The organism is Paracidovorax oryzae ATCC 19882 (assembly GCF_000687165.1).
In the GTDB taxonomy this organism is placed as follows: Bacteria; Pseudomonadota; Gammaproteobacteria; order Burkholderiales; family Burkholderiaceae_C; genus Paracidovorax; species Paracidovorax oryzae.
Map to the genome: position 1 here is coordinate 113,880 of NZ_JMKU01000011.1, position 26,251 is coordinate 140,130.

The window sequence follows — 26,251 nt, forward strand, 5'->3', positions numbered from 1 at the left end:
GCGCAGCCGTTCAGCCCGGCGTCCACTGCGCCGTGCGTGCGGCCAGTGCGGCGGCATCGGGCCGGGCGACAGCGTCTTCGTGCAGGCAGGCTGCCGCCAGCGCCGGAGCACCGCCGTCGGGCAAAGGTCCGTCGGCATGGGCGCACAGTTCGGTCAGCAGCATGCCGAAGGCGCGCACGTCCATATGGCGCAGCGCATCGCCCAGCGCTCCGGGTGGCGCGAAAGCCGCGGCGCCGAAATCCCCCAGCAGGCCGGCCGCCTGGCCGGCAGGTGCATCCGGGCGCCACAGCAGGTTGTGCGCGTACAGGTCGCCGTGCACCAGTCCCTGCCCATGCAGGTGTGCCAGCGCCGATGCCACATCCGCCGCGATGCGCAATGCCACGCTGGCAGGCAGCCGCAGGCCGGCTGGATAGACGTCGCGTGTGCAGCTCTCGAAGCTGGGTGGGCTGGCCAGCGTGCGGTAGTCCGTGGAGATGCGTTCCATCACCAGGCCCTGCACGCCGTCCGGGTGGCCGTCGAGCCGCCCCAGCACCGGGATCAGCCGCGGATGCCGCCCGGCGGCCAGGCTGGCCGCCATCTCGGTCAATGGCCAGCCATCGCTCGTGACCTCGCCCTTGAACAGCTTGACGGCCACCTCCCGCATGCCGGTGGCGCCCTCCAGCCTGCCCGCCATGATGCGGCCGGAGGCGCCTTCTCCCAGCAGTTCGCCCAGTTGCAGGCGGCTCCAGTCCACAGTGCCGGCGGCCTGGCTGCCGCGCGCGAGTTCCTCGGCGGCTTCGTTGAACGCATTGCCGCCGATGGCCAGCCAGGCGAGCCGGGGCAGGTCGGCCAGCCAGTCCGGCAGGTGGTCGATCCGGTTGGCGGCGACGCGCAGCAGTTCCAGCGAACCGCACTGCCGCAGCGTATCGGGCAGGCTGCGCAGCAGGTTGCCGGCCAGCATCAGCTTCTGCAGGCGGGGCCTGTCCCCGAGGGCATCGGGCAGCGCCGTGATGGCGTTGTCGGTCAGGATCAGCCAGCGCAGCCGCGCAGGCAGCGCCCGGGCCGGCACGTGGGCGATGCGGTTGGCCTTGAAGCCCACCATCTCCAGTTGCGGGCAGTCGCCAAGCTCGGCGGGCAGTTCGGTGAAGCGGTTGGACGAAGCGAAGAACACCTTCATCCGGTGCAGCCGATGCAGGTCGGCGGGCAGGGCCGAAAGGCGGTTGCCGGAGAGGTCCAGCACCTCCAGCGTATCGGCCAGGTCGAAGACCTCGCGCGGAAAGTGCTCCAGGCCGGCGGCGATGCGCAGCACGCGCGCACCCGCGAGGTCGCCAGCGCGCAAGCGCTGCAGTTCATCGGTCATGGTGTCCGGGAAACCAGGCCGCAAGGCCCGGGTGGGTCAATCGATATCGACGCAATGCATGCCGAAAGCGCCCGAGCGGCGGTCGGCGAAGTATTTCTCGAGCGTCACCTTGACCGTGCGGAAGGCGATCTCGTCCCAGGGGATCTCGTCTTCCGCGAAAAGCCGGGCCTCGATGGTCTCGTACCCGGGGGCGAACCGGTCGCTGTCCAGGCGAGCGAGGTAGAACAGGTGCACCTGCCCCACGCGCGGCACGTTGAGCACGGAAAAGAGCGGGCCCATGGTGATCTGCGCGCCGGCCTCCTCGTCGGTTTCGCGGGCCGCGCCCTCGGCGGTGGTCTCGTTCAGCTCCATGAAGCCCGCCGGCAGCGTCCACTTGCCCCAGCGGGGCTCGATGTTGCGCTTGCACAGCAGCACCTTGTCCCCCAGCGCGGGCACCGTGCCGACCACGTTGAGCGGGTTTTCATAGTGGATGGTGTGGCAAGCCGGGCAGACGGCGCGCAGCTTGGTGTCGCCGTCGTCGGGTACGCGGTACTCCACGGCGGCCCCGCATTCACGGCAGTGCTTGATCGGCCTGCGGGTGGTCATGTTCAGGCGATTTCCACGCGCAGGGTGCCCAGTCCGTCCACGCCGCCTTCCAGAACGTCGCCGCGCACCACCGCGCCCACGCCCTCGGGAGTTCCCGTGAAGATGAGGTCGCCGGGCTGCAGCTCCCAGGCAGCCGACACGTGCTCGATCGTTTCGGCGATGTTCCAGATCAGCTGCGCGACCGTGCTGCGCTGCCGGTCGGCACCGTTCACCTGCAGCCAGATGGAGGCCCTGGACACGTCGCCCGCCTGCGCGGCCGGCGTGATCGGGCCGATGGGCGCGCTGTGCTCGAAACCCTTGCCGATGCACCAGGGGCGTCCCTGCTTCTTCATGTCGTTCTGCAGGTCCCGGCGGGTCATGTCGAGGCCGACGGCATAGCCGAAGATGTGCTGCAGGGCATCGGCTGCGCGGATGTCGCGCCCGCCCCGGCCGATGGCCACCACCAGTTCGATCTCATGGTGCAGGTTGGCCGTCAGGGTGGGGTAGGGCATGCGGCCCGTCTCGCCCGCCTCCACCGCGACGATGGCGTCCGCCGGCTTGAGGAAGAAGAACGGCGGCTCCCGGCCGGTGAAGCCCATTTCCTTGGCGTGCTCCTCATAGTTGCGGCCGACGCAGTAGATGCGGTGCACCGGAAAGCGGTCTGCGGTGCCCGCCACGGGCACGCCGGGAATGGGCGCAGGAGGAATCACGTAGTTCATGGTGGATGTCAGGCCTTGTCTCGGTGGGGAGTGGTGGTCTGCGCGCCGGGCTGGCGTCGGCAGGCCCCGGCCAGAGTGTGCCATGCACGGACGTTATGCTTGGCAGACCATGAAGCTGTTCAACTATTTCCGCTCTTCCGCGTCCTACCGGGTGCGCATCGCCCTGGCGCTGAAGGGGCTACCCTACGAGTACGTGCCGGTGCACCTCGTGCGCGCTGAACACCGCGAACCCGGCTACGCGGACCGCGTCGGGGACGCGCTGGTGCCTGCGCTGGAGCTGGGCGACGGGAGCACGCTGGTGCAGTCGATGGCGATCATCGAGTACCTGGACGAAATGCATCCGCAGCCGCCGCTGCTGCCCGCCGACGCGCTCGGGCGGGCCCATGTGCGGGCACTGGCCCAGATGGTGGCCTGCGAGATCCATCCGGTCAACAACCTGCGGGTGCTCAGGTACCTCACCCAGACGCTGGGCCATGATGAATCGGAGAAGACCGCCTGGTACCGCCACTGGACGCGCGGCGGCCTGGAAGCGTTCGAGCGGCAGCTCGGCCTGCTCGCCCGCGCCCGGGAGGCGGGGGGCCTGCCGCGATCGCGGCTGTGCTGGGGCGATGCCCCGACGCTTGCCGATTGCTGCCTGGTGCCGCAGATCTTCAATGCGCAGCGCTTCGAGATCGATCTGGCCGGGCTGCCGCGCACCATGGCGGCCTGGGAGGCCGCGTCCGAGCTGCCGGCTTTCCAGGCGGCCCATCCTTCCGCATGCCCCGATGCCGGGGGCTAGCACCTTGCCGCCCGCGGCGGCTTCCCTGCCGGACGGCTGGCTGCAACCCGACTGGCCCGTGCCCGGCCATGTGCATGCGGTGTGCACGGCACGGCCGGGCGGCGTGAGCCGGGACGCATGGTCTGCGCTGAACCTGGGCGACCACGTCGGCGACGAGCCGGATGCCGTCCTGGCCAACCGGCAGCACCTGCGCGCCCGCCTGGCGGGCCTGGGCGGAGGGGCCGCGGTGGCACCCACCTTCCTGCGGCAGGTGCACGGGACGGCCGTGGCGGACCTGGACCGCGGCGTGCCGGACGGCACGGAGGCCGACGCCTGCATCGCACGCCTGCCGGGCCGGGCCTGCACCATCATGGTCGCGGACTGCCTGCCCGTGTTGCTGACCGACCATGAGGGTTCCGTCGTGGCGGCGGCGCATGCCGGCTGGCGCGGCCTGGCCGGTGGCGTGCTGGAGCAGGCGCTCGCGCGCCTGGATGCGGACGGCGGCGTGCTGGCATGGCTGGGTCCGTGCATCGGGCCGTCCGCCTTCGAGGTGGGCAAGGAGGTCCGGGAGGCGTTTTGCGCACAGGACGCCGGGGCAGCCACGCATTTTTCCCCGCAGGGCGGGGGCAAGTACCTGGCTGACCTGCCCGGACTGGCACGGCGGCGGCTCGGTGCGCTGGGCGTGGCGGGCGTGTGGGGCAACGACGGGGGCGACAGCTGGTGCACCGTGCGCCAGGCCTCACGGTTCTTTTCGCACCGCGCCTCCATGCAGCGGTCCGGCAGCACCGGCGGGCGGTTCGCCGCCTGCATCTGGCTGGGAGCGCGCGGCGGTTGATTCCGGGCCGGCCGGCGGTGCTTCCCGGCCAGCCTTGCGCGCAGCCTCTTCCCGCTCGCGCTGTTCCCTCTCCCGCTGTTCCCTCTCCCGCTGTTCCCTCTCCCGCTGTTCCCTCTCCCGCTGTTCCCTCTCCCGCAGGGCGCGCTTGCGGGCCGGGGTGCCGAGGATGTAGGCGACGATCGAGATGGGCACCAGCCCGTAGAGTACGAAGGTCACAGCCGCGCCCAGCAGGCTGCCCTGCGGACTGGCGGCCTCGGCGGCGGCCATCATCACGGTGACGTACAACCAGCCGATGATTACCAGATACATGGGGCCGTCTTCCCGAAAACTGAGCTATATCGTGAAAAAGCGAAAGCGGCATTGCTTCCAGGCGCGCCGCTCGGCAACAATGCCATGGCCATGGCGCGATTCCCCCCGGAGGCGCTGCCGGGATGGCATGATGGATGGGTGCGAGGAGACACGTTCATGGATTTTGACGCAGGCTGGGCCGGCAGTGCCCGGCAGATCCAGCAGAAACTGAGCGAAAGCTGGATGCAGGCGCTGGAAGCCTTCCGGCAGGCCGGCGGCCCCGCCGCTCCCGGCGCAGCTTCCGCGCAGGCCGGTCCGGCCATCGCCTTCTCTCCGGACAAGCTGGCCGGGCTGCAGCAGCAGTACCTGAAGGAAGCGTCGGAGCTCTGGAGCCAGGCGCTCCAGCCGGCCGCCATGAAAGACCGCCGCTTCAGCGCTCCCGCCTGGGCCGAGAGCCCCATGGCGGCCTTCGCCGCCGCGTCCTACCTGCTCAATGCCCGCACCCTGATGGGGCTGGCCGACGCGGTGGAGACCGATCCCAAGACGCGCGCGCGCATCCGTTTCGGCGTGGAGCAGTGGATGGCGGCCATGGCGCCCAGCAATTTCCTCGTCTTCAACCCCGAGGCGCAGAAGAAGGCCATCGATTCCCAGGGCGAGAGCCTGGCCAAGGGTATCGCCAACCTGCTGCACGACATGCGGCAGGGCCATGTGTCCATGACCGACGAAAGCGTCTTCGAGGTGGGCCGCAACGTGGCCACCTCCGAGGGTGCCGTGGTGTACGAGAACGCGCTTTTCCAGCTCATCGAGTACAAGCCGCTCACGTCCAAGGTGCACCAGCGCCCGCTGCTGGTCGTGCCGCCCTGCATCAACAAGTTCTACATCCTCGACCTGCAGCCCGAGAATTCGCTCATCCGGCATGCGGTGTCCGAAGGGCACCGCACTTTCGTGGTGAGCTGGCGCAATCCGGACCAGTCCCTGGCGAGCGCCACCTGGGACGACTACATCGAGGACGCGGTACTCTGCGCCATCGACACCGTCCGCGAAATCTCCGGCAGCGACCAGATCAACGCGCTCGGCTTCTGCGTGGGCGGCACGATGCTGGCCACCGGCCTGGCCGTGCTCGCTGCCCGGGGCGAGGAACCCGTGGCCAGCGCCACCTTCCTCACCACGTTCATCGATTTCGCCGAAACCGGCATCCTCGATGTCTTCATCGACGAGAGCTTCGTGCATTTCCGCGAACTGCAGATGGGGCAGGGTGGCCTGATGAAGGGGCAGGACCTTGCATCCACGTTCAGCTTCCTGCGGCCCAACGACCTTGTCTGGACATACGTGGTGGGCAACTACCTGAAGGGCGAGACGCCGCCTCCCTTCGACCTGCTCTACTGGAACAGCGACTCGACCAACCTGCCCGGGCCGTTCTACGCCTGGTACCTGCGCAACCTCTACCTCGAGAACAACCTCTGCAGGCCCGGCCACCTGACCGTGTGCGGCGAATCGATCGACCTGAACCTCGTGGACCTGCCCGCGTACATCTACGGATCGCGCGAGGACCACATCGTCCCCGTCGATGCGGCGTACGCGTCGACCCAGGTCCTGCCCGGCGAGAAGCGATTCGTGATGGGGGCCTCGGGCCACATCGCGGGCGTCATCAATCCTCCCGCCAAGAAGAAGCGCAGCCACTGGGTCCGCGAGGACGGCGTCCTGCCAGCCACGCTGCCCGAGTGGCTGGATGGTGCGACGGAACTGCCCGGCAGCTGGTGGACCGACTGGGCTGCCTGGCTGCGTGGCCATGCCGGCCCGCTCGTGCCCGCGCCCAAGCGCTACGGCAAGGGCGCGCGGTTCTCAGCCATCGAGCCGGCACCGGGACGCTATGTGCGCGAGCGGGCCTGAGGCTCCGCTCCACCCCTTTTCCCATCATTACCTTTGAGGATCGACATGGAAGACATCGTCATCGTTTCGGCCGTCCGCACGGCCGTGGGCAAGTTCGGCGGCGCGCTCGCCAAGACCCCGGCCACCGAACTGGGCGCCATCGTGATCAAGGAAGCGCTGGCCCGCGCCAACGTGCCGCTGGACCAGGTGGGTGAAGTGATCATGGGGCAGGTGCTGACTGCCGGCGTGGGCCAGAATCCCGCACGCCAGGCCATGATGAAGGCCGGCGTGGCCAAGGAAACGCCGGCGCTGACCATCAACGCCGTCTGCGGTTCCGGCCTGAAGGCCGTGATGCTCGCGGCCCAGGCCGTGGCCACGGGCGACAGCGAGATCGTGGTCGCGGGCGGCCAGGAGAACATGAGCCTCGCGCCCCACGTGCTCAACGGCTCGCGCGAGGGCCAGCGCATGGGCGACTGGAAGATGACCGACTCGATGATCGTGGACGGCCTCTGGGACGTGTACAACCAGTACCACATGGGCATCACCGCCGAGAACGTTGCCAAACAGGAGGGCATCTCCCGCGAGCAGCAGGATGCGCTTGCCCTGGGCAGCCAGCAGAAGGCCGCCGCAGCGCAGGACGCCGGCCGCTTCAAGGACGAGATCGTCGGTGTAAGCCTGCCCCAGAAGAAGGGCGATCCCATCGTCTTCGAGGCCGATGAATACCTCAACCGCAAGACCAATGCCGAGGCGCTGGCCGGGCTGCGGCCCGCCTTCGACAAAGCCGGTTCCGTGACGGCCGGCAATGCGTCGGGCCTCAATGACGGCGCGGCCGCCGTGGTGGTGATGAGTGCGAAGAAGGCTGCGGCCCTGGGGCTCAAGCCGCTGGCACGCATCGCCGCCTACGCCACGAGCGGCCTCGATCCCGCCACCATGGGCCTGGGCCCCGTGCCCGCGACGCGCAAGGTGCTGCAGCGCGCCGGCTGGACCGCGGCCGACGTGGACCTGTTCGAACTGAACGAAGCCTTCGCCGCCCAGGCCTGCGCCGTCAACCAGCAGCTGGGCATCGATCCCGCCAAGGTGAACGTGAACGGCGGCGCGATCGCCATCGGCCACCCGATCGGCGCCTCGGGCTGCCGCGTGCTGGTGACCCTGCTGCACGAGCTGCAGCGCCGTGGCGCCCGCAAGGGCGTGGCCGCGCTGTGCATCGGCGGGGGCATGGGCGTCTCGCTCGCGGTGGAGCGGGTCTGAGTTTTCCGGACCGCCTGCCGTCCTGCAGCCGCACGTGGTGCGGCTTTTTTGCAGGCCGCGGTGGCGGTGGCATCCGGCGGCCATGCCTGTCCAGGAACCGGGCGCACCCCGCAGGTGCTGGGTGTTTTCCTCAACAGTGGAGCGCGGAATCTTGGGTAGAGTGGTTGCGTGAATCGTTGACTAGGAGATAAATCACATGAATCAGAAAGTAGCGTATGTCACTGGGGGCATGGGTGGCATCGGAACGGCCATCTGCCAACGGCTTCACAAAGATGGCTTCAAGGTCATCGCGGGCTGCGGCCCGACCCGGGACCATGCCAAGTGGCTGGGCGAGCAGAAGGCCCTGGGTTACACGTTCCACGCGTCCGTCGGCAACGTCGGCGATTGGGATTCCACGGTGGCGGCCTTCACCAAGGCCAAGGCCGAGCATGGCAGCATCGACGTGCTGGTGAACAACGCCGGCATCACGCGCGACCGCATGTTCGTGAAGATGTCCCGCGAGGACTGGGATGCGGTGATCGAGACCAACCTCAACAGCATGTTCAACGTGACCAAGCAGGTCGTGGGCGACATGGTGGAGAAGGGCTGGGGCCGCATCATCAACATCAGCAGCGTGAACGGCGAGAAGGGCCAGGCCGGCCAGACGAACTATTCGGCCGCGAAGGCCGGCATGCACGGCTTCTCGATGGCGCTCGCGCAGGAGCTTGCCACCAAGGGCGTGACGGTGAACACCGTCAGCCCGGGGTACATCGGCACCGACATGGTCAAGGCCATCCGGCCCGACGTGCTGGAGAAGATCGTCGCCACCGTGCCGGTCAAGCGCCTGGGCGAGCCCAGCGAGATCGCCTCGATCATCGCGTGGCTGGCGTCGGAAGAGGGCGGCTACGCCACCGGGGCCGATTTCTCGGTCAACGGCGGCCTGCACATGGGCTGACGCCCTGGACTCCCTGGACGAAAAAGAACCCCGCCTCGGCGGGGTTTTTCATTGGGGATGGGGGTAAGAAGGGAATGGAACGAAGGTCAGGGTCCGCGCTCGCCGGGCTCGGCAGAACCCGTTGGGGATTCCGCCAGTGTCCGACTGCTGTCTGGTGCCTGCCTTTTAGAAACGGCCGGGAGCGCGCTTGCGGTCGCGTTCGTCTTCAGGCCATGCGGACAGGATTGCAGAGGTGTTCATCGTTAGCTCCTTGGATGCATCCACAACGCGGCGTCTTCCTGGAGCGTTGACAGTAGAACGAAAAAAAATGCAACCAGCCGAAGGCTTTTCTTGTGCTCCTGAAAAAGGAGCAATGGAATCATGCTCGACATGGGTACTTGCAGGAAATTGCAGCACCCCGTTACAGCATTTTACTTGTCTGCCCCTTGTTCCATGGTCTCGATGGATTCGGAAAGTTCCAACCACCGTTCCTCCAGTTGCCCGGTTTCGTCCCCGCACGCCTTGAGGCGGCGGCCGCAGTCGGCGATCTCGGCAGGGGGCAGGGGCTGGCTCAGGCGTTGCTCCAGGTCGGATTTCTCCGAGGCCAGCACCGCCAGGCGCTGGTTGATCTGGTCGAGTTCGCGTCGCAGGGGGCGGGTTTTCTCCGCCAGCTGCTGCCGGGCCTGGGCCCCGAGCTTGCGTTGCTCCCGGGCATCCTTCGGTGCCACGGCGGGCGCTACCGCAGGTGCGGGTACCGGCGGGGCCACCGGCGCGGGCCCGGGAGGAGGGGCTGCGGAGTCTTCCCGGGGGGCCACCGGGGCAGAGGCCAGCGCACGGGCCTCGTCGCGCAGCCGCTTGGACTCGTCGAGCAGGTAGCGCTGGTAGTCGTCCAGGTCGCCGTCGAAGGGGCCCACGGCACCGCGTCCCACCAGCCAGAATTCATCGCAGACGGCACGCAGGAGCGCCCGGTCGTGGCTGACCAGCATCACCGTGCCTTCGAACTCGTTGAGCGCCATCGACAGCGCTTCGCGCGTGGCGAGGTCCAGGTGGTTGGTCGGCTCGTCCAGCAGCAGCAGGTTGGGGCGCTGCCAGACGATCATCGCCAGCACGAGCCGGGCTTTCTCGCCGCCGCTCATCGTGCCCACGGACTGCTTGACCATGTCGCCCGAGAAGTTGAAGGTGCCGAGGTAGTTGCGCAGGTCCTGCTCGCGGCTGGGCTCGCGCGACTGGGCGCCCAGTTCCTTCGCGAGGCGGATCATGTGTTCCAGCGGGTTGTCGGCGGGCCGCAGCACGTCGAGCTCCTGCTGGGCGAAGTAGCCGATGGACAGGCCCTTGCCTTCGGTCACGCTGCCTGCGAGCGGCTTCATGGTGCGAGCGATGGTCTTGACCAGCGTGGATTTGCCCTGGCCGTTCGCGCCGAGGATGCCGATGCGCTGGCCCGCCAGTACAGAGCGGTTCACGTGGCGCAGGATGGTCTTGTGGGCGCCGCCGTCCTCGTCCAGGTAGCCGAAGGAGGCATCGGTGATCGCCAGCATCGGGTTGGGCAGGTTGGCGGGCTCCTTGAAGCTGAATGTGAACTCCGCACCCATGAGCACGGGGGCGATCTTCTCCATCCGCTCCAGGGCCTTGACCCGGCTCTGGGCCTGCTTGGCCTTGCTGGCCTTGGCCTTGAAGCGGTCGATGAACTTCTGCAGATGGGCGATCTTGTCCTGCTGCTTGGCATAGCTGGCGGCCTGCAGTTCCATCTGCTGGGCGCGTAGTTCCTCGAAACGGCTGTAGTTGCCGCCGTAGCGCGTCAGCCGCGCGTTGTCGATGTGCAGCGTGACCGTGGTGATGGCATCCAGGAACTCCCGATCGTGGCTGATGACGATCAGGGTGCCGGCATAGCGCTGCAGCCAGGCTTCCAGCCAGACGAGGGCGTCGAGGTCCAGGTGGTTGGTGGGTTCGTCCAGCAGCAGCAGGTCGCTCGGGCACATGAGGGCCCGCGCGAGTTGCAGGCGCATGCGCCATCCGCCGGAGAAGCTGTTCACCGGCCTGCCCAGTTCCTCCACCTTGAAGCCCAGGCCGAGGATGAGCGCCTGTGCGCGCGGCACGGCGTCGTGCTCGCCGGCATCGCCGAGGTCCGCGTAGGCCTGGGCGATCGCCATGCCGTCGCCGGACTCTTCCGCCGCCTGTAGTTCGCCGCGCAGCGTGCTGAGGCGCGTGTCGCCGTTCAGCACGAAGTCGGTGGCGGATTCCTCCGTCTCGGGCATGTGCTGCGCCACCTGGGCCATGCGCCAGGTCGGCGGCATCGAGAAGTCGCCGCCGTCCTCGTGGAGCGAGCCGTTGAGCAGCGCGAAAAGGGTGGATTTGCCGGCGCCGTTGCGTCCCACCAGGCCGACTTTCTCGCCGGGGTTGAGGGTCACGCTGGCGCTGTCCAGCAACACCTTGGCGCCGCGGCGCAAGGTGACATTGTTCAGAAGGATCATGATCGAATCACAGCGGGCCGCCCGTGGGGCCCGCGACAAAGCAACCGCGCATGGTAGCGGATGCGGTGGAATGCGCGCCCGCGCGGACTGCGGCGTGCAGTCCGGGGACGCTGGGTAGGAGTCAGACCGCGGAGGGGGGCGGGGCCAGCACCAGCGCCTCGCGCGTGAGCAGCAGGACCTGGTCCTCGCCCGCGCTGGTTTCGAGCCAGAAAGCCGGCAGGTGCGGGAAAGCGGCCTCGAAATGCGCGCGCTCGTTGCCGATCTCGAGGATGAGCACGCCGTCCTCGCGCAGTGCGGCCGGCGCATCCGCCAGCAGCCGGCGGACGAAGTCCATGCCGTCGGCGCCGCCCGCCAGCGCCAGTTCCGGCTCGGCGCGGTACTCCTGGGGAAGCGCTGCCATGCTGGCGGCATTCACGTAGGGCGGGTTGCAGAGGATCAGGTCCCAGGGGCCGGGAACGGCCGAGAGGCCATCCGAGAGGGCCAGCGCCACGCGGCCTTCGAGTCCGTGGCGCTCGACGTTGATGCGGGCCACATCCAGGGCGTCCGGGGACAGGTCCGCGCCGGTCACGCGCACGTCGGGGTACGCCATGGCCGCCAGCACGGCGAGGCTGCCGTTGCCGGTGCACAGGTCGAGGACGTCGCGCGTGTGCTCCCCGAGGAAGCCGTCGATGCTGCCGTCCGCGAGCAGTTCGGCGATGAAGCTGCGCGGGACGATGGCGCGCTCATCGACATAGAACGGCACGCCCTGCAGCCAGGCCTCCCGCGTCAGGTAGGCCGCGGGCTTGCGGGTGGCGATGCGCTGCTCGACCAGCTCCGCGACCTGCGCCTGGCGGTCGGGCGCCACCTCGCCGGCATCTTCCAGCCGCGTGTCCAGCGGCAGGCCCAGGCGCCAGAGCACCAGCCAGGCGGCCTCGTCGTGCGCGTTGGCGGTGCCGTGCCCGAAGGCCACGCCGGCGGCGTCCAGGCGCGCGGCCGCGCTCGCGACCAGTTCCGGCACGGTATCGCCGCGCACGGGGACCGCGGGCGGGACGGGGGGCGTGGTGGTGCTCATGCTGCTGCGGCCTGTGCGTTCAGCCGCTCCAGCGTGCGGCGGTAGATGTTCTTGAGCGGCTCCACGTCGGCGACCACGACATGCTCGTCGATCTTGTGGATGGTGGCGTTGGGCGGTCCCAGTTCGATGACCTGCGGGCAGACACGGGCGATGAAGCGCCCGTCGCTGGTGCCACCGGTGGTGGACAGTTCGGTGGTGATGCCGGTCTCCTGCGTGATCGCCTGCTGCACCGCGGCCACCAGTTCGCCGGGCGTCGTGAGGAAGGGCTGGCCCCCGAGCGTCCAGGTGAGGTCGTATTCGAGCCCGTGCCGGTCCAGCAGGTTGTGCACGCGGGTCTTCAGCCCTTCCGCCGTGGATTCGGTGCAGAAGCGGAAGTTGAAGTCCACCACCACGGTGCCGGGGATGACATTGGTCGCGCCCGTGCCCCCGTGGATGTTGCTGATCTGCCAGCTGGTGGGCGGGAAGTAGTCGTTGCCGCGGTCCCATTCCGTGGCGGCCAGTTCCGCGAGGGCCGGCAGCGCCTGGTGGATGGGGTTGCGGGCGAGCTGGGGGTAGGCGATGTGGCCCTGGATGCCGCGCACGGTGAGCTTGCCCGACAGGGTGCCGCGGCGGCCGTTCTTGATCATGTCGCCGGTCTTGCGCACGGAGGTGGGCTCGCCCACGATGCACCAGTCCAGCGTCTCGCCGCGGGCGGACAGTTGTTCCACCACCACCTTGGTGCCGTCCACCGAGGGGCCTTCCTCGTCGCTGGTCAGCAGGAAGGCCAGCGCGATGGCCGGCTCGGGCGTGGCGGACAGGAACTCCTCCACCGCCACGACGAAGGCGGCGATGGAGGTCTTCATGTCGCTGGCACCCCGGCCGTAGAGCCGCCCTTCCCGGTGGGAGGGCGTGAACGGGGGGCTGCTCCACTGCTCCAGCGGCCCGGTGGGCACCACGTCGGTATGGCCCGCGAACACCAGGGTTCGCGCGGGAGTGGTGCCGCCCGCCGCGGCGCGGCGGGCCCAGAGGTTGCTGACGCGGAAGCTGTCCGGCCCGCTGTCCATCCGCTCGCAGGTGAAGCCCAGCGGGGCCAGGCGCTCGGCCAGCAGTTCGAGGCAGCCGGCATCTTCGGGCGTGATGGACGGACGGGAGATGAGCTGTTCGGCCAGGATCAGGGTACGGGACATCGTGGACGCGAAGCGCAATGGAACGCGCTCCGGGGGGAAAGTTGGAAAAAAGGCGCCGGGCGCGGCCCGCTGCACGGGCCCGGGACGGCGCACGGGATCACTGGGGCTTGACGTCCAGCACGATCTCGGTAAACGAGGGCTGGTCTTCGTCGTCCTGCACGCCCGCATCCTTGCGGTCGCGCGCGGCCTTGGCGGCGATCGAGAAGTCGTTCTGCAGGCGCCACATCAGGTTGGTGGGTGAATCGGCGTAGGCCAGGCCTTCCTTGCGGTCGATGCGGCCTTCGAGGACCAGGCGGGCGAGGTCGTGCTCGAAGGTCTGCGAGCCCTCGGCCATGGATTTCTCCATGGCCTCGCGCACGCCGGAGAAATTGCCCTGCTCGATCATCTCGCCCACGAGCTTGGTATTGAGCAGCACTTCCACTGCGGGCAGGCGCTCGCCGGCGGGAGAGCGCACCAGGCGCTGCGAGACGATGGCCTTCAGGGCCGAGGCCAGGTCGCCCAGCATGGTGGGGCGCACCTCGACCGGGTAGAAGCTGAGGATCCGGTTCAGCGCGTGGTAGCTGTTGTTGCCGTGCAGGGTGGCGAGGCACAGGTGGCCCGACTGCGCGTACGCGATGGCCGCGGACATGGTCTCGCGGTCGCGGATCTCGCCGATCAGGATCACGTCGGGCGCCTGGCGCAGGGCGTTCTTCAGCGCCGTCTGCAGGGACTGGGTGTCGGAGCCGATCTCGCGCTGGTTGATGATCGACTTCTTGTTCTTGAACTGGTACTCGACCGGATCCTCCACCGTGAGGATGTGGCCCGTGAGCTGCGCGTTGCGGCTGTCGATCATCGAGGCCAGCGTGGTGCTCTTGCCCGAGCCCGTCGCCCCCACGACCAGCAGCAGGCCGCGCTTCTCGAGGATCAGTTCGCCGAGGATCGGCGGCAGGTTGAGGCTGGACAGCTCGGGGATGTGCTGCGCGATGAACCGCACGACCACCGCGTAGCTGCCCCGCTGGCGCATGGCGCTCACGCGGAAGCGCCCCACGCCGGTGAGCGGCACGCCCATGTTGAGCTCGCCGGTTTCCTCCAGCTCCTCGATGCGGTCCGGCGACACGATCTCGGCCAGCAGGTTCTTCGGTGCATCGAAGGGCAGCAGCTGGCTGTTGACGGGCACGCACTCGCCGTTGATCTTGATGAGGACCGGGGCGTTGGCCGAGAGATAGACGTCCGAGGCCCGCTTTTCGGCCATCAGCCGGAGAATCCGCTCCATCGTGCTCATGGGGTGTCCCTTGCGAAGGTGGTGGAATGGGCGGGTGGCCGCGGCCCGGCGGGTGCCGGGGGCCGCGGCGCCTGCCGTCAGTCGCGCAGCAGGTCGTTCAGGCTGGTGGTGGAGCGGGTCTTGGCATCCACCTTCTTGACGATGATGGCTGCGTACATGCTGTACTTGCCGTCGCCCTTGGGCAGGCTGCCGCTCACCACCACCGAGCCTGCCGGCACGCGGCCGTAGCTCACGGTGTCGGTGGTGCGGTCGTAGATGGGGGTGCTCTGGCCGATGTACACGCCCATGGAGATGACGGAGTTCTCTTCGACGATCACGCCCTCGACGATTTCCGAGCGCGCGCCGATGAAGCAGTTGTCCTCGATGATGGTCGGGTTGGCCTGCAGGGGCTCCAGCACGCCGCCGAGGCCCACGCCGCCGGACAGGTGCACGTGCTTGCCCACCTGCGCGCAGGAGCCGACGGTGGCCCAGGTATCGACCATGGTGCCCTCGTCCACGTAGGCGCCGATGTTCACGTAGCTGGGCATGAGGATCGCGCCCCTGGCGATGAAGCTGCCGCGGCGCGCCACGGCCGGCGGCACCACGCGCACGCCGGTGGCGGCCATCTCTTCGGCCGAGCGGCCCGCGAACTTGGTCGGCACCTTGTCGTAGAAGCCGAGGCTGCCGGCCTCGATCAGTTCGTTGTCCTTCAGGCGGAACGACAGCAGCACGGCCTTCTTGATCCACTGGTGCACGGTCCACTGGCCGACACCCTCGCGGGTGGCCACGCGCAGCTTGCCGGCATCGAGTTCGGCGATCACGTGCTCGACGGCATCCTGCACTTCGCGCGGAGCGGCGGAGGGCGAGAGGCTGGCGCGGTTCTCCCAGGCGGTGTCGATGATGTTCTGCAGTTGTTGGGTCATGGTCCGTTCGGGAATCAGGGATGGGATTGGATGAATTGCACGATGCGGCGCGCGGCTTCGAGGCATTCCTCGACCTCGGCCACGAGCGCCATGCGCACGCGCCCGGCACCGGGATTGCGGCCGCCGGATTCGCGCGCGAGGTAGCTGCCCGGCAGCACGGTCACATTGTATTGAGCGAGGAGGGCACGGGCGAATGCCGCGTCGTCCATCCCCAGGCGCTCGGGCACGCGGGCCCACAGGTAGAAGCCGGCGTCGGGCAGGGCGACATCCATCACCTGTGCCAGCAGCGGCGTGACCTGCTCGAACTTGCTCCGGTAGAGGGCGCGGTTCTCTTCCACGTGCGCCTCGTCGCTCCAGGCGGCGATGCTGGCCCCCTGCACGGCCGGCCCCATGGCACTGCCGTGGTAGGTGCGGTAGAGCAGGAAGGCCTTCATCAGCTCCGCATCGCCCGCCACGAAGCCGCTGCGCAGGCCGGGCACGTTGCTGCGCTTGGACAGGCTGGTGAAGGCGACGAGGTTGCGGAAATCCTTGCGGCCCAGGCGTGCCGCGGCTTCCAGCCCGCCGAGCGGCGGGCCGCCCTGGAAGTAGATCTCGCTGTAGCACTCGTCCGAGGCGATCACGAAGCCGTGCCGGTCGCTGAGCGCGAAGAGCTTTTCCCACTCGGCCAGGGGCATCACGGCGCCCGTGGGGTTGCCCGGCGAGCAGACGAAGAGCAGTTGCGTGCGCTTCCAGACATCCTCGGGCACGGCGTCCCAGTCCACGGCGAAATTGCGCGCCGGGTCGCTGGGGGCGTAGTACGGCCGTGCGCCCGACAGCAGCGCGGCGCCTTCGTAGATCTGGTAGAAGGGATTGGGGCAGACCACGGTGGCGCCTTCGCGCGTGGGATCGATCACCGTCTGGGCGAATGCGAACAGGGCCTCGCGGGAACCGTTCACGGGCAGGACCTGGGTCGCGGCGTCGACCGCGATGCCGTAGCGCCGGTGCAGCCATTGCGCGCAGGCTTCGCGCAGGCGGGGATCGCCCGCTGTGGCGGGGTAGCTGGCGAGGCCACCCAGGTGGTCCGTCAGGGCCTGCTGGATGAAGGCCGGCGTGGGATGGCGGGGTTCGCCCATGCCGAGGCTGATCGCCGGAAGGCCGGCGGGGGGCTGCACCCCCGCGAAGAGCTGCCGCAGCCGCTCGAACGGGTAGGGCTGCAAATGGGTGAGCAGGGGATTCATGGGGCGCCATTATCGGTGCTGCGCGGAAGGCCGCCCGGGCCGGCTCGGCGTATTCCCGCCTTGTCAATCCGCCGTAAGTGCCTGCCAATACCATCCGGGAGCATTAGCGATCCATAACGAGAAAGAGGAGACAAAGAGCATGGCTGCCTTCCTGCCGTTGCGCCCGGGCGTCCGGCTTCTGCGCGGACTGAGGATTTCCGCCAAGCTGGCGCTGTGCACGGGCGTGGCGCTGGCGGCGCTGGCCTTCACGGTGTGGGCCGGCGCTGCCGGCGGCGCGGCCGCCGCTGCCGGGGTGGCCTGTGCGAGCAGCCTGGTCCTGGTCTATCTCGGCCTGGCGCTCTCGGCGGGGCTGTCGGAAGACCTGGGCCGCGTGGCCGAGGCCATGGAGGCAGCCGCGCGCGGCGACCTGTCCCGCTCGGTGTCGGCCGGCGGGCGGGACGAGCCGGCGGTGCTGGCGCAGTCGCTGGCGCGCATGGTGGTGACGCTCTCGTCCATGGTGGCCGACATCCGCAGCAATGCGGCGCTGGTTGCGCACGCCGGCCACAGCCTGGCTGTGGACAACCGGGCCCTGGCCGAGCGCACGGAGCAGCAGGCCGCGAGCCTGGAGCAGACCGCCGCCAGCGTGGAGCAACTGGTGGCCGCCGTGCAGCAGAACGCGCAGACGGCGCAGGCGGCGGACCGCCGGGCATCGGAGCTGCGCGAGGCGGCCGAAGAAGGCACGCAGGCCATGGGTCGCGCGGTCGATTCGGTGCAGGCGATCCAGCAGGGCGCGCGGCGCATGGCCGAGATCACCGGCGTGATCGACTCCATCGCATTCCAGACCAATATCCTCGCGCTCAATGCCGCCGTGGAAGCCGCGCGGGCAGGCGAGCAGGGCCGGGGCTTCGCAGTGGTGGCGGCGGAGGTACGCACGCTGGCGCAACGCTCGGGGCAGGCGGCGCGCGAGATCCGAGACCTGATCGGCGATTCCGTGCGGCAGGTGGAGGCGAGCGCCGCGCTCATGCGCGCAGCGGGCGATGGCATCGGCGGCATGGCCGAGGGCATCCGCGGCGTGGCCGCCCATGTGAGCGGGATTTCAGGCTCGGGCGCCCAGCAGAGTGCCGGCCTGGCGGAGATCAGTGCGGCCGTCCAGCAGATCGACGGGGTCACCCAGCACAACGCGCGCATGGTGGGCCGTGCCGTGCAGCAGGCCGAGGCGCTCGGCAGCCGCGCCGCCACGCTGGCGAAGGCGGTGCAGGCATTCCGGCTGCAACAGGGCACGGCCGACGAGGCGCAGGCCCTGGTGGCGCGTGCCGCCGCGCAGCGCGCGGCCGCCGGCTCCCGGGAGGCCTTCCTGCGGCAGCTGACCGATCCGGCCCAACCCTTCCATGACCGGGACATGTACGTCTTCGTGCTGGACCGGGCCGGCACCTACCTGGCTTTCGGCGGCAATCCCGCGAAGGTGGGCACCCGGGTGCAGGACATCCCCGGCATCGACGGCGCGCGGCTCGTGGAGGACATCGTGGCGCAGGCCGAGCGCGCACCCGGCTGGGTGGAATACGACATCACTAACCCGGCCACGGGCAAGGTGCAGACCAAGATGTCCTACGTGCAGGCGCTGGAGGGCGTGTACCTGGGGTGCGGCGTGTACAAGTCGCTCGCGGCCCGGGGGTGAACCACGGTGCGGGCCACGGCGGGTGGCCGCAGCACGGTATTCACCGCGGCCCGTCGCCACGGCGCTCGCGGGCGCGCGCCAGGGCCGCGGCGATGGCGGCGCGGCGGTCTTCGGCAGACGGCTGGACGCTGGCTGCCGGCGACACGGGGGCAATTGCTTCCCGCATCGGCACATGAACGGGCCGGAGCGTGGGCGTCGCGGCGGCATGGGCCGGTTCCGGTGCGCAAGCCGCCGGGTCCCGCTTTGCGTCGGGGGTGGTGCGCAGGCGGCGTGCCTGGTAGCGCTGCCGAGCCCGGCCGGCCTGCGGGGCGGACCATGCTGCCCATCCCGTGGCATGGCCAGTGGCGTTCTCCATGGAGATGCAGTCCACCGGGCACACGGGAATGCAAAGCTCGCATCCGGTGCAATGCGCCTCGATCACGGTGTGCATGCGCTTGTGCGTGCCCAGGATCGCATCCGTGGGGCAGGCCTTGATGCACAGGGTGCAGCCGATGCAGGCCAGTTCATCGATCACGGCGAGGCCGCGGGGGCCTTCGGCGCCGCACTGCGGGTCGAGCGACAGCGGCGTGCGTCCGGTGAGGACTGCCAGGCGCGCGACACCTTCGGCTCCGCCCGGCGGGCACCGGTTGATGTCCGCCGTTCCCTCCGCGATCGCATCCGCATACGCGGCGCAATCGGGGTAGCCGCAGCGGGTGCACTGCGTCTGCGGCAACGCCGCGTCGATACGGGCCGCCAGGGCGCGCGTGGAGGCGGCAGCGGCAGGGGGCGCCGTCAAGCCTTCTTGGGCGCGCTGCGCCGGCTGCGCGCCTGCGGTGCGGAGGTCGCGGTCGGCAGTTCCTCGGACAGCAGGTCCGCAGGCGCTGCGGCGGCTCCGGTGCGGCGGCGGGGTGCGTCTTCGCTGGGCACGGAGGCGCTGTCCACCGTGGTGGCGGGCTGCGGGTCGTGGGCGAGGATGAAGTCCCGCACCTGCGGATAGACGATATCGCGCCACCGGCGGCCACTGAAGATGCCGTAGTGGCCCGCGCCCTTGACCTCGAAGTGGCGGCGGTCCTTCTCGGGGATGGCCGTGCACAGGCCGTGGGCGGCTTCCGTCTGGCCCGAGCCGGAGATGTCGTCCAGCTCGCCCTCGATGGTCAGCAGGGCGGTGCTGCGGATGTCCTGCGGGCGCACGCGCTCGGGCTGGCCCTCGGGCGAGCGCACGTCCCAGGTGCCGTTGACGAGGCCGTAGTCCTGGAAGACCGTCTTGATGGTCTCGAGGTAGTAGTCCGCATCCATGTCGAGCACGGCGTTGTACTCGTCGTAGAACTTGCGGTGGGCCTCGGCGCTGGCATCGTCGCCCTTGACCAGGTCCTTGAAGTAGTCGTAGTGGCTCTTGGCGTGGCGGTCGGGGTTCATGGCCACGAAGCCCGTGTGCTGCAGGAAGCCAGGGTATACGCGGCGCCCGGCACCGGGGAAGCTGTCCGGCACGCGGTAGATGACGTTGTTCTCGAACCACTCGAAGCTGCGCTGCGTGGCGAGGTTGTTCACCGCCGTGGGGGATTTGCGCGCGTCGATCGGGCCGCCCATCATGGTCATGGACAGGGGCGTCTTCTCGCCGCGGCTGGCCATGAGGGAGACAGCCGCGAGCACCGGCACCGTGGGCTGGCACACGCTCATCACGTGGCAGTTGCCGTAGCGGGACTGCAGCAGGCGGATGAATTCCTGCACGTAGTTCACGTAGTCGTCGAGGTGGAACTCGCCTTCCGACAGGGGAACGAGGCGGGCGTTCTTCCAGTCGGTGATGAAGACCTTGTGGCCCTGCAGCATGGTGCGCACCGTGTCGCGCAACAGCGTGGCGTAGTGGCCGGACAGCGGGGCCACGATCAGCACCGCGGGCTGGCGCTTGATGGTCTCGAGCGTGGTGGGGTTGTCGCAGAAGCGCTTGAAGCGGCGCAGCTCGCAGAAGGGCTTGTCGAGCTCCACCCGTTCGTGGATGACCACCTCGTGGCCGTCCACCTGGACGGTGGAGATGCCGAACACTGGCTTCTCGTAGTCCTTGCCCAGCCGGTACAGCAGGTCGTAGCCGGCGGACATGCGCTGGGCATAGGTCGTGTGGCTGAACGGCGAGACCGGGTTACTGTAGATCTTGGAGACGGTCTGCGCGAGTTCCGCGAACGGCTCCATCAGTGAACGCTGCGTTTCGTAGAGGTTGTAGAGCATGGGGGCGGCTCGGCGAAAAATGTTGCAGTGCAATATAGCAGCAGTTCGCGCCGGGCGTGTGGCGTGAAACTACGGATAAGGAGTCGCCAATGCGACAGTCGGACGCCTCGCGCCATCAAAGGCCGGGTGCTATGAATTCAGTAGCTGTAAGCTGAAGTAACCACGCCGCGGGTGCGCCTTTTGTTCACCCGGGGGTCAGGCGTGGTCGCGCAGCCACGCTTCGAACGCCTCGCGCGAGCTGTTGCGCAGCGCTCGCCGGAAGGTGGTGCGGTCGCCCAGATAGAGGCAGTGCCGTATCACCGTGTAGGCGTTGAAGCTGGTCTGCGGGTTGGCATCCTCGAAATGCTGCTTGTAGCGCTTCACGGTGCCCAGGGTGGCCCGCAGCAGGGTGTTGAACCGCGCGCGGGTGATGCCGGGCGCCCATCCCCGGATGTCCGCCACGAACAGGTCCACCTTGCGCGGGTCGAAATCGCTGTCCTTGAAGAAATGGTTGGCGATCTTCAGGAAGGTGAAGGCGTTGAGCTCGCTGCCGGGGGAGGCCGGCCGTTCTTCCTGCGGCCCGGCCTCGGCGGCTTCCGGCCCCGTGGCCTCCGGTGCCTCGGTCTCGTCGGGGGCATGCCGCAGCCCGGCCTCGGTCTCGTCGCGGATCTGGCGGAACTCCCGGTCGGCCAGCTCGAACAGGGCCGAGAGCACGTTGATGCGGCGCTTGAGCTGGCCTGGAATGGCTTTCTTGTACTTGATCTTGTGGTCCAGCACGCTCCAGGAGTCCTGGATGATGGTGCGGACCTGCAGCTCGAAGGGCTGGGCGGCGTAGGCGGCATGCTCTGGCAGGCCGGCCTGGGCGGCGTTGAGGCGCAGGTCCAGGTGCAGCCCCTTGTAACCGAAGGAGCCTTCGGTGCTTTCCATGGCCGACACCTTGTCGGTCACGTCGATCACGTCGAAGTGCGATCGTACGGCCTGGGCCACTTTTTCCAGCTCGTCCTCGTACAGGCAGACCACGCGCACCCCGATCAGGTCGGTGATGTAGTGCCGGATCTCATAGGGAGTGTTGCTTTCTTCCAGCGCCGCACGGTATTTGCGGGAGAACTTCGCGATACATTCCAGGCGGTCCTTGACCCGGCCTTCCACCTTGGTGATGTCCAGGTGGGGCGTGCGCGAGAGGATGGACTGCAGCAGGGCGATATAGGAGGCGCAGGCATATTGCAGGGCGGGTAGCTCCTGCTCATAGAAGGCTTCGAAGCCTCTTTCTTCCCTGGAAAAATCGAGCGACGGCATGAAAAAGGCAAAAGTACCGGAACGAAGGCAGCAGGGCGAAGGATACCGCCTGCCGGCAGGCGGGCGCTGCAATCCATGCCGCGCACCGGCGCGAGCCGTTGCGCCGTTGCCCTGCGGGGGCTTGCCAGCGCAGGCCGGCCGTGCCACGCTGCGCTGCGCATGAGCCCCCTTCCATTCCTCCGCCGTCCGGGCCAGCCCTCCCCAAGCAGCCCGACGCGGTTCTGGCACGTGCGCCTGGCGTTCGCGCCGCTGCTGTCGGCGGCGCTGCTGGGAATCACTTACCTGTACTGGCACCACGCCGACCAGCTGCAGGAAACCCGGCGCCGCCAGAACTTCGACGCGGCGGCCGAGCGGGTGGTGTCGGCGCTGCGCGACCGCATGGGTGCCTACGAAATGGTGCTGCGCGGCCTCAAGGGCTACGTGGATGGCTCCACGGCCATCGAGCAGGGTGAATTCGCCGCCTACGTACATGCGCTGCAGATGGACCAGACGCGGCCGGGGCTGCAGGCCCTGTGCCTGATCGATCAGGTGCCCTACGACGGCCTGCGGACGCATGTGCAGGCGATGCGGGCGCAAGGGCTGGACCGCTACGAGGTGCGCTCGCGCGGGGACCGCGGCTCCTATGCCGTCATCACCCGGGTGGAGCCGCGCACCCGGGGCAACCTGACCGCGCTGGGCTTCGACGTCGCCAGCCTGCCCGCCGCACGCGAAGCCCTGGACCGCGCGCGCGATTCGGGCGCCCTGGCGCTGTCCGGCCTCTGGAGCGTGGGGGGCGAAGACGATCCGGGTCTCATGATGTTCCTGCCCGTCTATGCCGGCGGGGGAACGCCGGCCACCCAGGAGGCGCGGCGCGCGGCGATCCGGGGCTGGGTGGCCGCGCCGTTCCGCGTGGCGGCCGTGGCCGGTGCCCTCCTGGGCGAACTGGACCCGGGCGTGTCGCTGCGCATCCAGGATGGGCTGGCCGGCGGCGGCGCCGATGCGGACGCGGGGGAGCTCTACAACTCCCGCGATGCGGCGGAGCCGGTCCCGCATCTGTCCGGCGAGCGCCTGCGGGCGGCGCGCGTGCTGATCGTGGGCGGCCGGCCCTGGACGCTCACCATGGAGCCCCTGCCGGCATTCGACCACCGCCTGGGCCGCGACAACTATGCGCTCATCGCCTGGCTGGGGGCCTTGTTCAGCGTGCTGGCGGGCTGGTTCATCGCCATGCAGGCCACCGGCCACCAGCGCGCGCTGGCCCTGGCGCAGTCGATGACGAGCGAACTGCGCACCGCGCGCGACAACCTGGAAGGCATCCTGCAGGCCGTTCCGGACCTGTTGTTCGAGCTGGATGCCGGTGGGCGCATCCATTACCACCGCTCGGCACGGTCCGACCTGTCGGCAGAGCCCAGCCAGGCATTCGAAGGCCGGATGCTGGAGGAGGTCCTGCCGCCGGGCGTGGCCTCGGAGTTCATGCAGGCACTGCAGGAGGCCGAATCGCAAGGGGTGTCGCTGGGTCGGCAATACCACCAGGAAACGGCCATGGGGCAGCTCTGGTTCGAACTGTCTGTGGCGCGCCGGCTCGGCGTGGGCGCTGCCGCAGGGCAGGGTGGTGCAGACTCCCGCTACGTGGCCCTGGCCCGGGACATCACGGCCCGGCGCGATGCCGAGGCGGCCATGCACCGCATGGCCTACTACGATGCACTCACGGGCCTGCCCAACCGGCGCCTGCTTTTCGAGCAGTTGCAGGCTGCGCTGGACGAGGCACGCAGCGGCGGGCGCATCGGCGCCCTGTTCTTCATCGACCTGGACAACTTCAAGCAGCTCAACGATGCCCGGGGGCATGCGGCGGGCGACCGCCTGCTGGTGCAGGTGGCGCGGCGGCTGGAGCGCCTGCTGCAGGGCTTCGGCAGCGTGGTGCGCATCGGGGGAGACGAGTTCGTGGTGCTCATCCCCCGCATCGCCAACGGCATGCAGGCGGGCGTGGATGCCGCGGGCGCCATGGCAGCGCGGCTGCGCGAGGGAATGGAGGCGCCGTACGACCTGGGCAGCACCTACTATTCGGTCACCGCCAGCACGGGGGTGACGCTGTTTCCCAAGGCAGGCGAAACCGTGGAGGACCTGCTGCGCGAGGCCGATACCGCGATGTACCGCGCGAAGTCCTCCGGCGCGCACCGCGTGCGCTTCTTCGAGGCCGACATGCAGGCCGCCGCGCAGGAGCGCCTGTCGCTGGAGCAGGACCTGGCGCAGGCGATCGCCGACGATGCGCTCGAGATCCACATCCATCCGCAGGTGGACCGGGACGGGGCCGTGTGCGGGGGGGAACTCCTGCTGCGCTGGCGGCATCCGGCCCACGGCAACGTGTCGCCCGCCCGCTTCGTCGCCATCGCCGAGGAGTCCGGGTTGATCCTGCGCCTGGGCGCGCGCGTGATCCGCCGCGCCTGCGACGCCCTGGCGCAGCTGCATGCTGCGGGGCTGGACATGACGATCTCCGTCAACGTGAGCGCTCGCCAGTTCCGACAGGACGATTTCGTCGCCTACGTGCGCGATGCGCTGGCCTACAGCGGTGCGCCGGCGTCCCGGCTGATCCTGGAAGTCACCGAGACCCTGCTGGTGGAGAACTGGCAGGACACCGCGCAGCGCATGGCGGAGCTGGTGCGCTTCGGGGTGCGCTTTTCCATCGACGATTTCGGCACGGGCTATTCGAGCCTGGCCTACCTGAAGCGGCTGCCGCTCTATGAGCTCAAGATCGACCGGAGCTTCGTGCAGGACGCACCGGTGAACCCCAACGATGCGGCCATCGTGCGCGCCATCCTGTCCATGGCGCAGCACCTGCGCCTGCGCGTGGTGGCCGAAGGGGTGGAAACCGAGACCCAGGCGGAATTCCTGGTCCGGCACGGCTGCGACGCGATGCAGGGCTACCTGTATGCCCACCCCCTGCCGCTCAAGGAGTGGATCGATACGCAGGTGGGCGCCGCGGCGGTCTGAACCGCGGCCCGCGGCATTCAACCGGCCAGGGCGTCTGCCGCCACCCGGGGCGGAGTGCGCGCGATGGCCATCACCTCGTGCGCGGGCAGGTGCTTGAGGCGGTGGTCGCTCCACACCTGCCGCCACCGCCGAGCGCCGGGCAACCCGTTGCGCAACCCCAGCATGTGGCGTGCGATTGAAGACCACGCGGTGCCGTGCCGCGCTGCCTCGCGCGCCATGTAGTCCACCATGGCCTCTTCGGCGGCCTCCCGCGTGAGCCCGGATGCGGCATCGCCGAAGTACTGCGCATCCCAGCGGGCCAGCCACCAGGGGTTGCGGTAGGCCTCGCGGCCGATCATCACGCCGTCGAGTCCGCCGCCCAGCGCTTCCTGCACCGCGGCATCGGTCGCGAGGCCGCCGTTGATCGCGATCACGAGGTCCGGGAACTCGGCCTTGAGCCGGTGCACCACGTCGTAGCGCAGCGGCGGTATTTCACGGTTCTCCTTGGGCGACAGGCCTTCGAGCCAGGCATTGCGCGCATGCACGATGAACACGCGGCAGCCGGCCTCGGCAACGGTGCCCACGAAATCCCGCACGAAGGCGTACTCCTCGCTGCGGCCGATGCCGATGCGGTGCTTGACGGTGACAGGAACGCTCACTGCATCCACCATCGCTTTCACGCAGTCGGCCACCAGCCGCGGCTCGTTCATCAGGCAGGCGCCGAAGGCCCCGCGCTGCACGCGCTCGCTGGGGCATCCGCAGTTGAGGTTGATTTCGCCGTATCCCCATCGTTCGCCGAGACGTGCCGAGTGCGCGAGGTCGGCAGGCTCGCTGCCGCCCAGTTGCAGCGCGACCGGTTGCTCCTCGGCATTGAAGCGCAGGTGCCGCTCCACGTCGCCATGCACCAGCGCCCCGGTCGTCACCATCTCGGTGTAGAGCAGGGCATGGCGGCTCAGCAGTCGGTGGAAGTAGCGGCAGTGGCGATCGGTCCAGTCCATCATGGGGGCGACGGACAGGCGCCAGGGGACTGTTTTCTGGATGTTTTGTTTTAAATCAACAGCTTGCGATGGTACTTGCAACATTTTTTTGGCTTCCTGTTTGCCGCCTTCTCGCTCCATTGCGGCCGCATTTTTGCGGCCATGGTGCTGCATCGATTACGACGGAACCTTCTCCTGCATGGCCCAGATCCGGCTGAAGCAGGACGGGAAGGTCCCGCACACCGAGGCGCAGACGTGCAGTCGGCGAATATGGGCGTCCGCGTGGCTGAAGCGCCGATAGTCGGAGTTGGAACTGGCGAGCGCAAGCGGCCGGAAGATGGCCGATAAGGTGACGCTGAGGGGGGCTGTTCGACGAGTATGTCAGCGCGGCTGAAAAAATAACCCCGTGGGGGCATGTCAAGGCGGCGGACATCAAGCGACTCGGGCAGTGTAGCCTGGCAGATATGGAGGTCGTGCGGTTGAGCGAGGCCGGCGGCTTACGGGAGTTGAGGGCGCAGCGCTGCTTCGACTTACATGGACGCCGCCTATGCATTGCCTGGCGGATGGACGATCGGTTGTCCGCGGTGGCTGCGGCCTACGCCAACT

The 26,251-nt window shown here is 68.9% G+C and carries 21 protein-coding genes; 8 read left to right on the forward strand and 13 right to left on the reverse strand.

Features of this window, described 5'->3' with window-relative positions; all coding sequences use genetic code 11:
* Positions 1–10 precede the first annotated feature (10 nt).
* From T336_RS0111170 to T336_RS0111180, 3 genes are read right to left on the reverse strand one after another with little or no spacing between them, the layout of a single operon-like run.
* On the reverse strand, positions 11–1,339 hold the full coding sequence (locus T336_RS0111170; RefSeq protein WP_026432602.1) for a leucine-rich repeat-containing protein kinase family protein: 1,329 nt from the start codon (positions 1,337–1,339) through the stop codon (positions 11–13).
* Between the two features lie 36 nt (positions 1,340–1,375).
* Positions 1,376–1,924, reverse strand: coding sequence for an NUDIX hydrolase (locus T336_RS0111175; RefSeq protein WP_019700959.1), 549 nt, complete (start codon positions 1,922–1,924; stop codon positions 1,376–1,378).
* 2 nt (positions 1,925–1,926) lie between these two features.
* Positions 1,927–2,622 (reverse strand): fumarylacetoacetate hydrolase family protein, encoded by a 696-nt coding sequence (locus tag T336_RS0111180; protein WP_019700958.1) that lies wholly within the window; start codon positions 2,620–2,622, stop codon positions 1,927–1,929.
* Between the two features lie 109 nt (positions 2,623–2,731).
* On the opposite strand from T336_RS0111180, the gene maiA reads away from it, so the two are divergent.
* From maiA to phbB, 6 genes are all read left to right on the forward strand, one after another.
* The gene (gene maiA, locus T336_RS0111185; protein ID WP_026432603.1) at positions 2,732–3,400 is read left to right on the forward strand and encodes a maleylacetoacetate isomerase; all 669 of its coding nucleotides are present in this window, start codon (positions 2,732–2,734) and stop codon (positions 3,398–3,400) included.
* Positions 3,387–4,214, forward strand: coding sequence for a peptidoglycan editing factor PgeF (pgeF, locus tag T336_RS0111190; protein WP_035225751.1), 828 nt, complete (start codon positions 3,387–3,389; stop codon positions 4,212–4,214). Before maiA ends, pgeF begins: the two co-directional genes overlap by 14 nt.
* Before the next feature lie 34 nt (positions 4,215–4,248).
* Complete coding sequence (locus T336_RS27595) at positions 4,249–4,386, forward strand: pentapeptide repeat-containing protein (protein ID WP_156957843.1); 138 nt, start codon at positions 4,249–4,251, stop codon at positions 4,384–4,386.
* A 293-nt stretch (positions 4,387–4,679) separates the two neighbouring features.
* The gene (gene phaC / locus T336_RS0111195; protein ID WP_026432605.1) at positions 4,680–6,392 is read left to right on the forward strand and encodes a class I poly(R)-hydroxyalkanoic acid synthase; all 1,713 of its coding nucleotides are present in this window, start codon (positions 4,680–4,682) and stop codon (positions 6,390–6,392) included.
* A 45-nt stretch (positions 6,393–6,437) separates the two neighbouring features.
* The gene (locus T336_RS0111200; protein ID WP_019702936.1) at positions 6,438–7,619 is read left to right on the forward strand and encodes an acetyl-CoA C-acetyltransferase; all 1,182 of its coding nucleotides are present in this window, start codon (positions 6,438–6,440) and stop codon (positions 7,617–7,619) included.
* 196 nt (positions 7,620–7,815) lie between these two features.
* Positions 7,816–8,553 carry an acetoacetyl-CoA reductase gene (gene phbB, locus T336_RS0111205; protein WP_019702935.1) on the forward strand — a complete coding sequence of 246 codons (738 nt, stop codon included), beginning with the start codon at positions 7,816–7,818 and terminating at the stop codon, positions 8,551–8,553.
* Positions 8,554–8,963: 410 nt separating this feature from the next.
* On the opposite strand, the gene T336_RS0111215 is transcribed toward phbB, so the two are convergent.
* From T336_RS0111215 to dapC, 6 genes are all read right to left on the reverse strand, one after another.
* The gene (locus T336_RS0111215) at positions 8,964–11,000 is read right to left on the reverse strand and encodes an ABC-F family ATP-binding cassette domain-containing protein (protein ID WP_026432606.1); all 2,037 of its coding nucleotides are present in this window, start codon (positions 10,998–11,000) and stop codon (positions 8,964–8,966) included.
* Between the two features lie 121 nt (positions 11,001–11,121).
* A complete protein-coding gene (gene prmB, locus T336_RS0111220) occupies positions 11,122–12,051 on the reverse strand; it encodes a 50S ribosomal protein L3 N(5)-glutamine methyltransferase (protein WP_026432607.1) in 930 nt (309 codons plus the stop codon).
* Positions 12,048–13,217 carry a succinyl-diaminopimelate desuccinylase gene (gene dapE, locus T336_RS0111225; RefSeq protein ID WP_026432608.1) on the reverse strand — a complete coding sequence of 390 codons (1,170 nt, stop codon included), beginning with the start codon at positions 13,215–13,217 and terminating at the stop codon, positions 12,048–12,050. Before dapE ends, prmB begins: the two co-directional genes overlap by 4 nt.
* A 97-nt stretch (positions 13,218–13,314) precedes the next feature.
* Entirely contained in the window at positions 13,315–14,478 is a 1,164-nt protein-coding gene (locus tag T336_RS0111230; protein WP_026432609.1) for a PilT/PilU family type 4a pilus ATPase, read from the reverse strand.
* A gap of 77 nt (positions 14,479–14,555) precedes the next feature.
* On the reverse strand, positions 14,556–15,380 hold the full coding sequence (gene dapD / locus T336_RS0111235) for a 2,3,4,5-tetrahydropyridine-2,6-dicarboxylate N-succinyltransferase (RefSeq protein ID WP_026432610.1): 825 nt from the start codon (positions 15,378–15,380) through the stop codon (positions 14,556–14,558).
* A gap of 14 nt (positions 15,381–15,394) precedes the next feature.
* Positions 15,395–16,597, reverse strand: a complete 1,203-nt coding sequence (gene dapC, locus T336_RS0111240) for a succinyldiaminopimelate transaminase (protein ID WP_026432611.1) — start codon at positions 16,595–16,597, stop codon at positions 15,395–15,397.
* Between the two features lie 139 nt (positions 16,598–16,736).
* On the opposite strand from dapC, the gene T336_RS0111245 reads away from it, so the two are divergent.
* Complete coding sequence (locus T336_RS0111245) at positions 16,737–18,251, forward strand: methyl-accepting chemotaxis protein (RefSeq protein WP_026432612.1); 1,515 nt, start codon at positions 16,737–16,739, stop codon at positions 18,249–18,251.
* 40 nt (positions 18,252–18,291) lie between these two features.
* Here the strand turns inward: T336_RS0111245 and T336_RS0111250 are convergent, their stop codons facing one another.
* The 3 genes from T336_RS0111250 to T336_RS0111260 all read right to left on the reverse strand — a co-directional run bounded on the left by T336_RS0111250 (position 18,292) and on the right by T336_RS0111260 (position 21,725).
* On the reverse strand, positions 18,292–19,026 hold the full coding sequence (locus T336_RS0111250; protein ID WP_019700707.1) for an RnfABCDGE type electron transport complex subunit B: 735 nt from the start codon (positions 19,024–19,026) through the stop codon (positions 18,292–18,294).
* A complete protein-coding gene (locus tag T336_RS0111255; protein WP_019700706.1) occupies positions 19,023–20,450 on the reverse strand; it encodes a polyhydroxyalkanoate depolymerase in 1,428 nt (475 codons plus the stop codon). The genes T336_RS0111250 and T336_RS0111255 overlap by 4 nt, the downstream gene beginning before the upstream one ends.
* 195 nt (positions 20,451–20,645) lie before the next feature.
* Complete coding sequence (locus T336_RS0111260; RefSeq protein WP_019700705.1) at positions 20,646–21,725, reverse strand: GTP pyrophosphokinase; 1,080 nt, start codon at positions 21,723–21,725, stop codon at positions 20,646–20,648.
* A 159-nt stretch (positions 21,726–21,884) separates the two neighbouring features.
* Here T336_RS0111260 and T336_RS0111265 point away from each other — a divergent pair, with 159 nt between their 5' ends.
* Positions 21,885–24,689: a bifunctional diguanylate cyclase/phosphodiesterase gene (locus T336_RS0111265; RefSeq protein ID WP_026432613.1), complete on the forward strand. Its 2,805-nt coding sequence runs from the start codon at positions 21,885–21,887 to the stop codon at positions 24,687–24,689.
* Between the two features lie 17 nt (positions 24,690–24,706).
* Here T336_RS0111265 and dusA read toward each other — a convergent pair whose 3' ends face one another.
* Positions 24,707–25,750: a tRNA dihydrouridine(20/20a) synthase DusA gene (gene dusA, locus T336_RS0111270; RefSeq protein ID WP_084151411.1), complete on the reverse strand. Its 1,044-nt coding sequence runs from the start codon at positions 25,748–25,750 to the stop codon at positions 24,707–24,709.
* Between the last annotated feature and the right edge of the window lie 501 nt (positions 25,751–26,251).

What these genes read in the sequence shown, in the direction of transcription:
- T336_RS0111170 (WP_026432602.1), bottom strand. Translation starts at nt 1,339, where the DNA reads ATGACCGATGAACTGCAGCGCTTGCGCGCTGGCGACCTCGCGGGTGCG.
- T336_RS0111175 (WP_019700959.1), bottom strand. Translation starts at nt 1,924, where the DNA reads ATGACCACCCGCAGGCCGATCAAGCACTGCCGTGAATGCGGGGCCGCC.
- T336_RS0111180 (WP_019700958.1), bottom strand. Translation starts at nt 2,622, where the DNA reads ATGAACTACGTGATTCCTCCTGCGCCCATTCCCGGCGTGCCCGTGGCG.
- maiA (WP_026432603.1), top strand. Translation starts at nt 2,732, where the DNA reads ATGAAGCTGTTCAACTATTTCCGCTCTTCCGCGTCCTACCGGGTGCGC.
- pgeF (WP_035225751.1), top strand. Translation starts at nt 3,387, where the DNA reads ATGCCGGGGGCTAGCACCTTGCCGCCCGCGGCGGCTTCCCTGCCGGAC.
- phaC (WP_026432605.1), top strand. Translation starts at nt 4,680, where the DNA reads ATGGATTTTGACGCAGGCTGGGCCGGCAGTGCCCGGCAGATCCAGCAG.
- T336_RS0111200 (WP_019702936.1), top strand. Translation starts at nt 6,438, where the DNA reads ATGGAAGACATCGTCATCGTTTCGGCCGTCCGCACGGCCGTGGGCAAG.
- phbB (WP_019702935.1), top strand. Translation starts at nt 7,816, where the DNA reads ATGAATCAGAAAGTAGCGTATGTCACTGGGGGCATGGGTGGCATCGGA.
- T336_RS0111215 (WP_026432606.1), bottom strand. Translation starts at nt 11,000, where the DNA reads ATGATCCTTCTGAACAATGTCACCTTGCGCCGCGGCGCCAAGGTGTTG.
- prmB (WP_026432607.1), bottom strand. Translation starts at nt 12,051, where the DNA reads ATGAGCACCACCACGCCCCCCGTCCCGCCCGCGGTCCCCGTGCGCGGC.
- dapE (WP_026432608.1), bottom strand. Translation starts at nt 13,217, where the DNA reads ATGTCCCGTACCCTGATCCTGGCCGAACAGCTCATCTCCCGTCCGTCC.
- T336_RS0111230 (WP_026432609.1), bottom strand. Translation starts at nt 14,478, where the DNA reads ATGAGCACGATGGAGCGGATTCTCCGGCTGATGGCCGAAAAGCGGGCC.
- dapD (WP_026432610.1), bottom strand. Translation starts at nt 15,380, where the DNA reads ATGACCCAACAACTGCAGAACATCATCGACACCGCCTGGGAGAACCGC.
- dapC (WP_026432611.1), bottom strand. Translation starts at nt 16,597, where the DNA reads ATGAATCCCCTGCTCACCCATTTGCAGCCCTACCCGTTCGAGCGGCTG.
- T336_RS0111245 (WP_026432612.1), top strand. Translation starts at nt 16,737, where the DNA reads ATGGCTGCCTTCCTGCCGTTGCGCCCGGGCGTCCGGCTTCTGCGCGGA.
- T336_RS0111255 (WP_019700706.1), bottom strand. Translation starts at nt 20,450, where the DNA reads ATGCTCTACAACCTCTACGAAACGCAGCGTTCACTGATGGAGCCGTTC.
- T336_RS0111260 (WP_019700705.1), bottom strand. Translation starts at nt 21,725, where the DNA reads ATGCCGTCGCTCGATTTTTCCAGGGAAGAAAGAGGCTTCGAAGCCTTC.
- T336_RS0111265 (WP_026432613.1), top strand. Translation starts at nt 21,885, where the DNA reads ATGAGCCCCCTTCCATTCCTCCGCCGTCCGGGCCAGCCCTCCCCAAGC.
- dusA (WP_084151411.1), bottom strand. Translation starts at nt 25,750, where the DNA reads ATGTTGCAAGTACCATCGCAAGCTGTTGATTTAAAACAAAACATCCAG.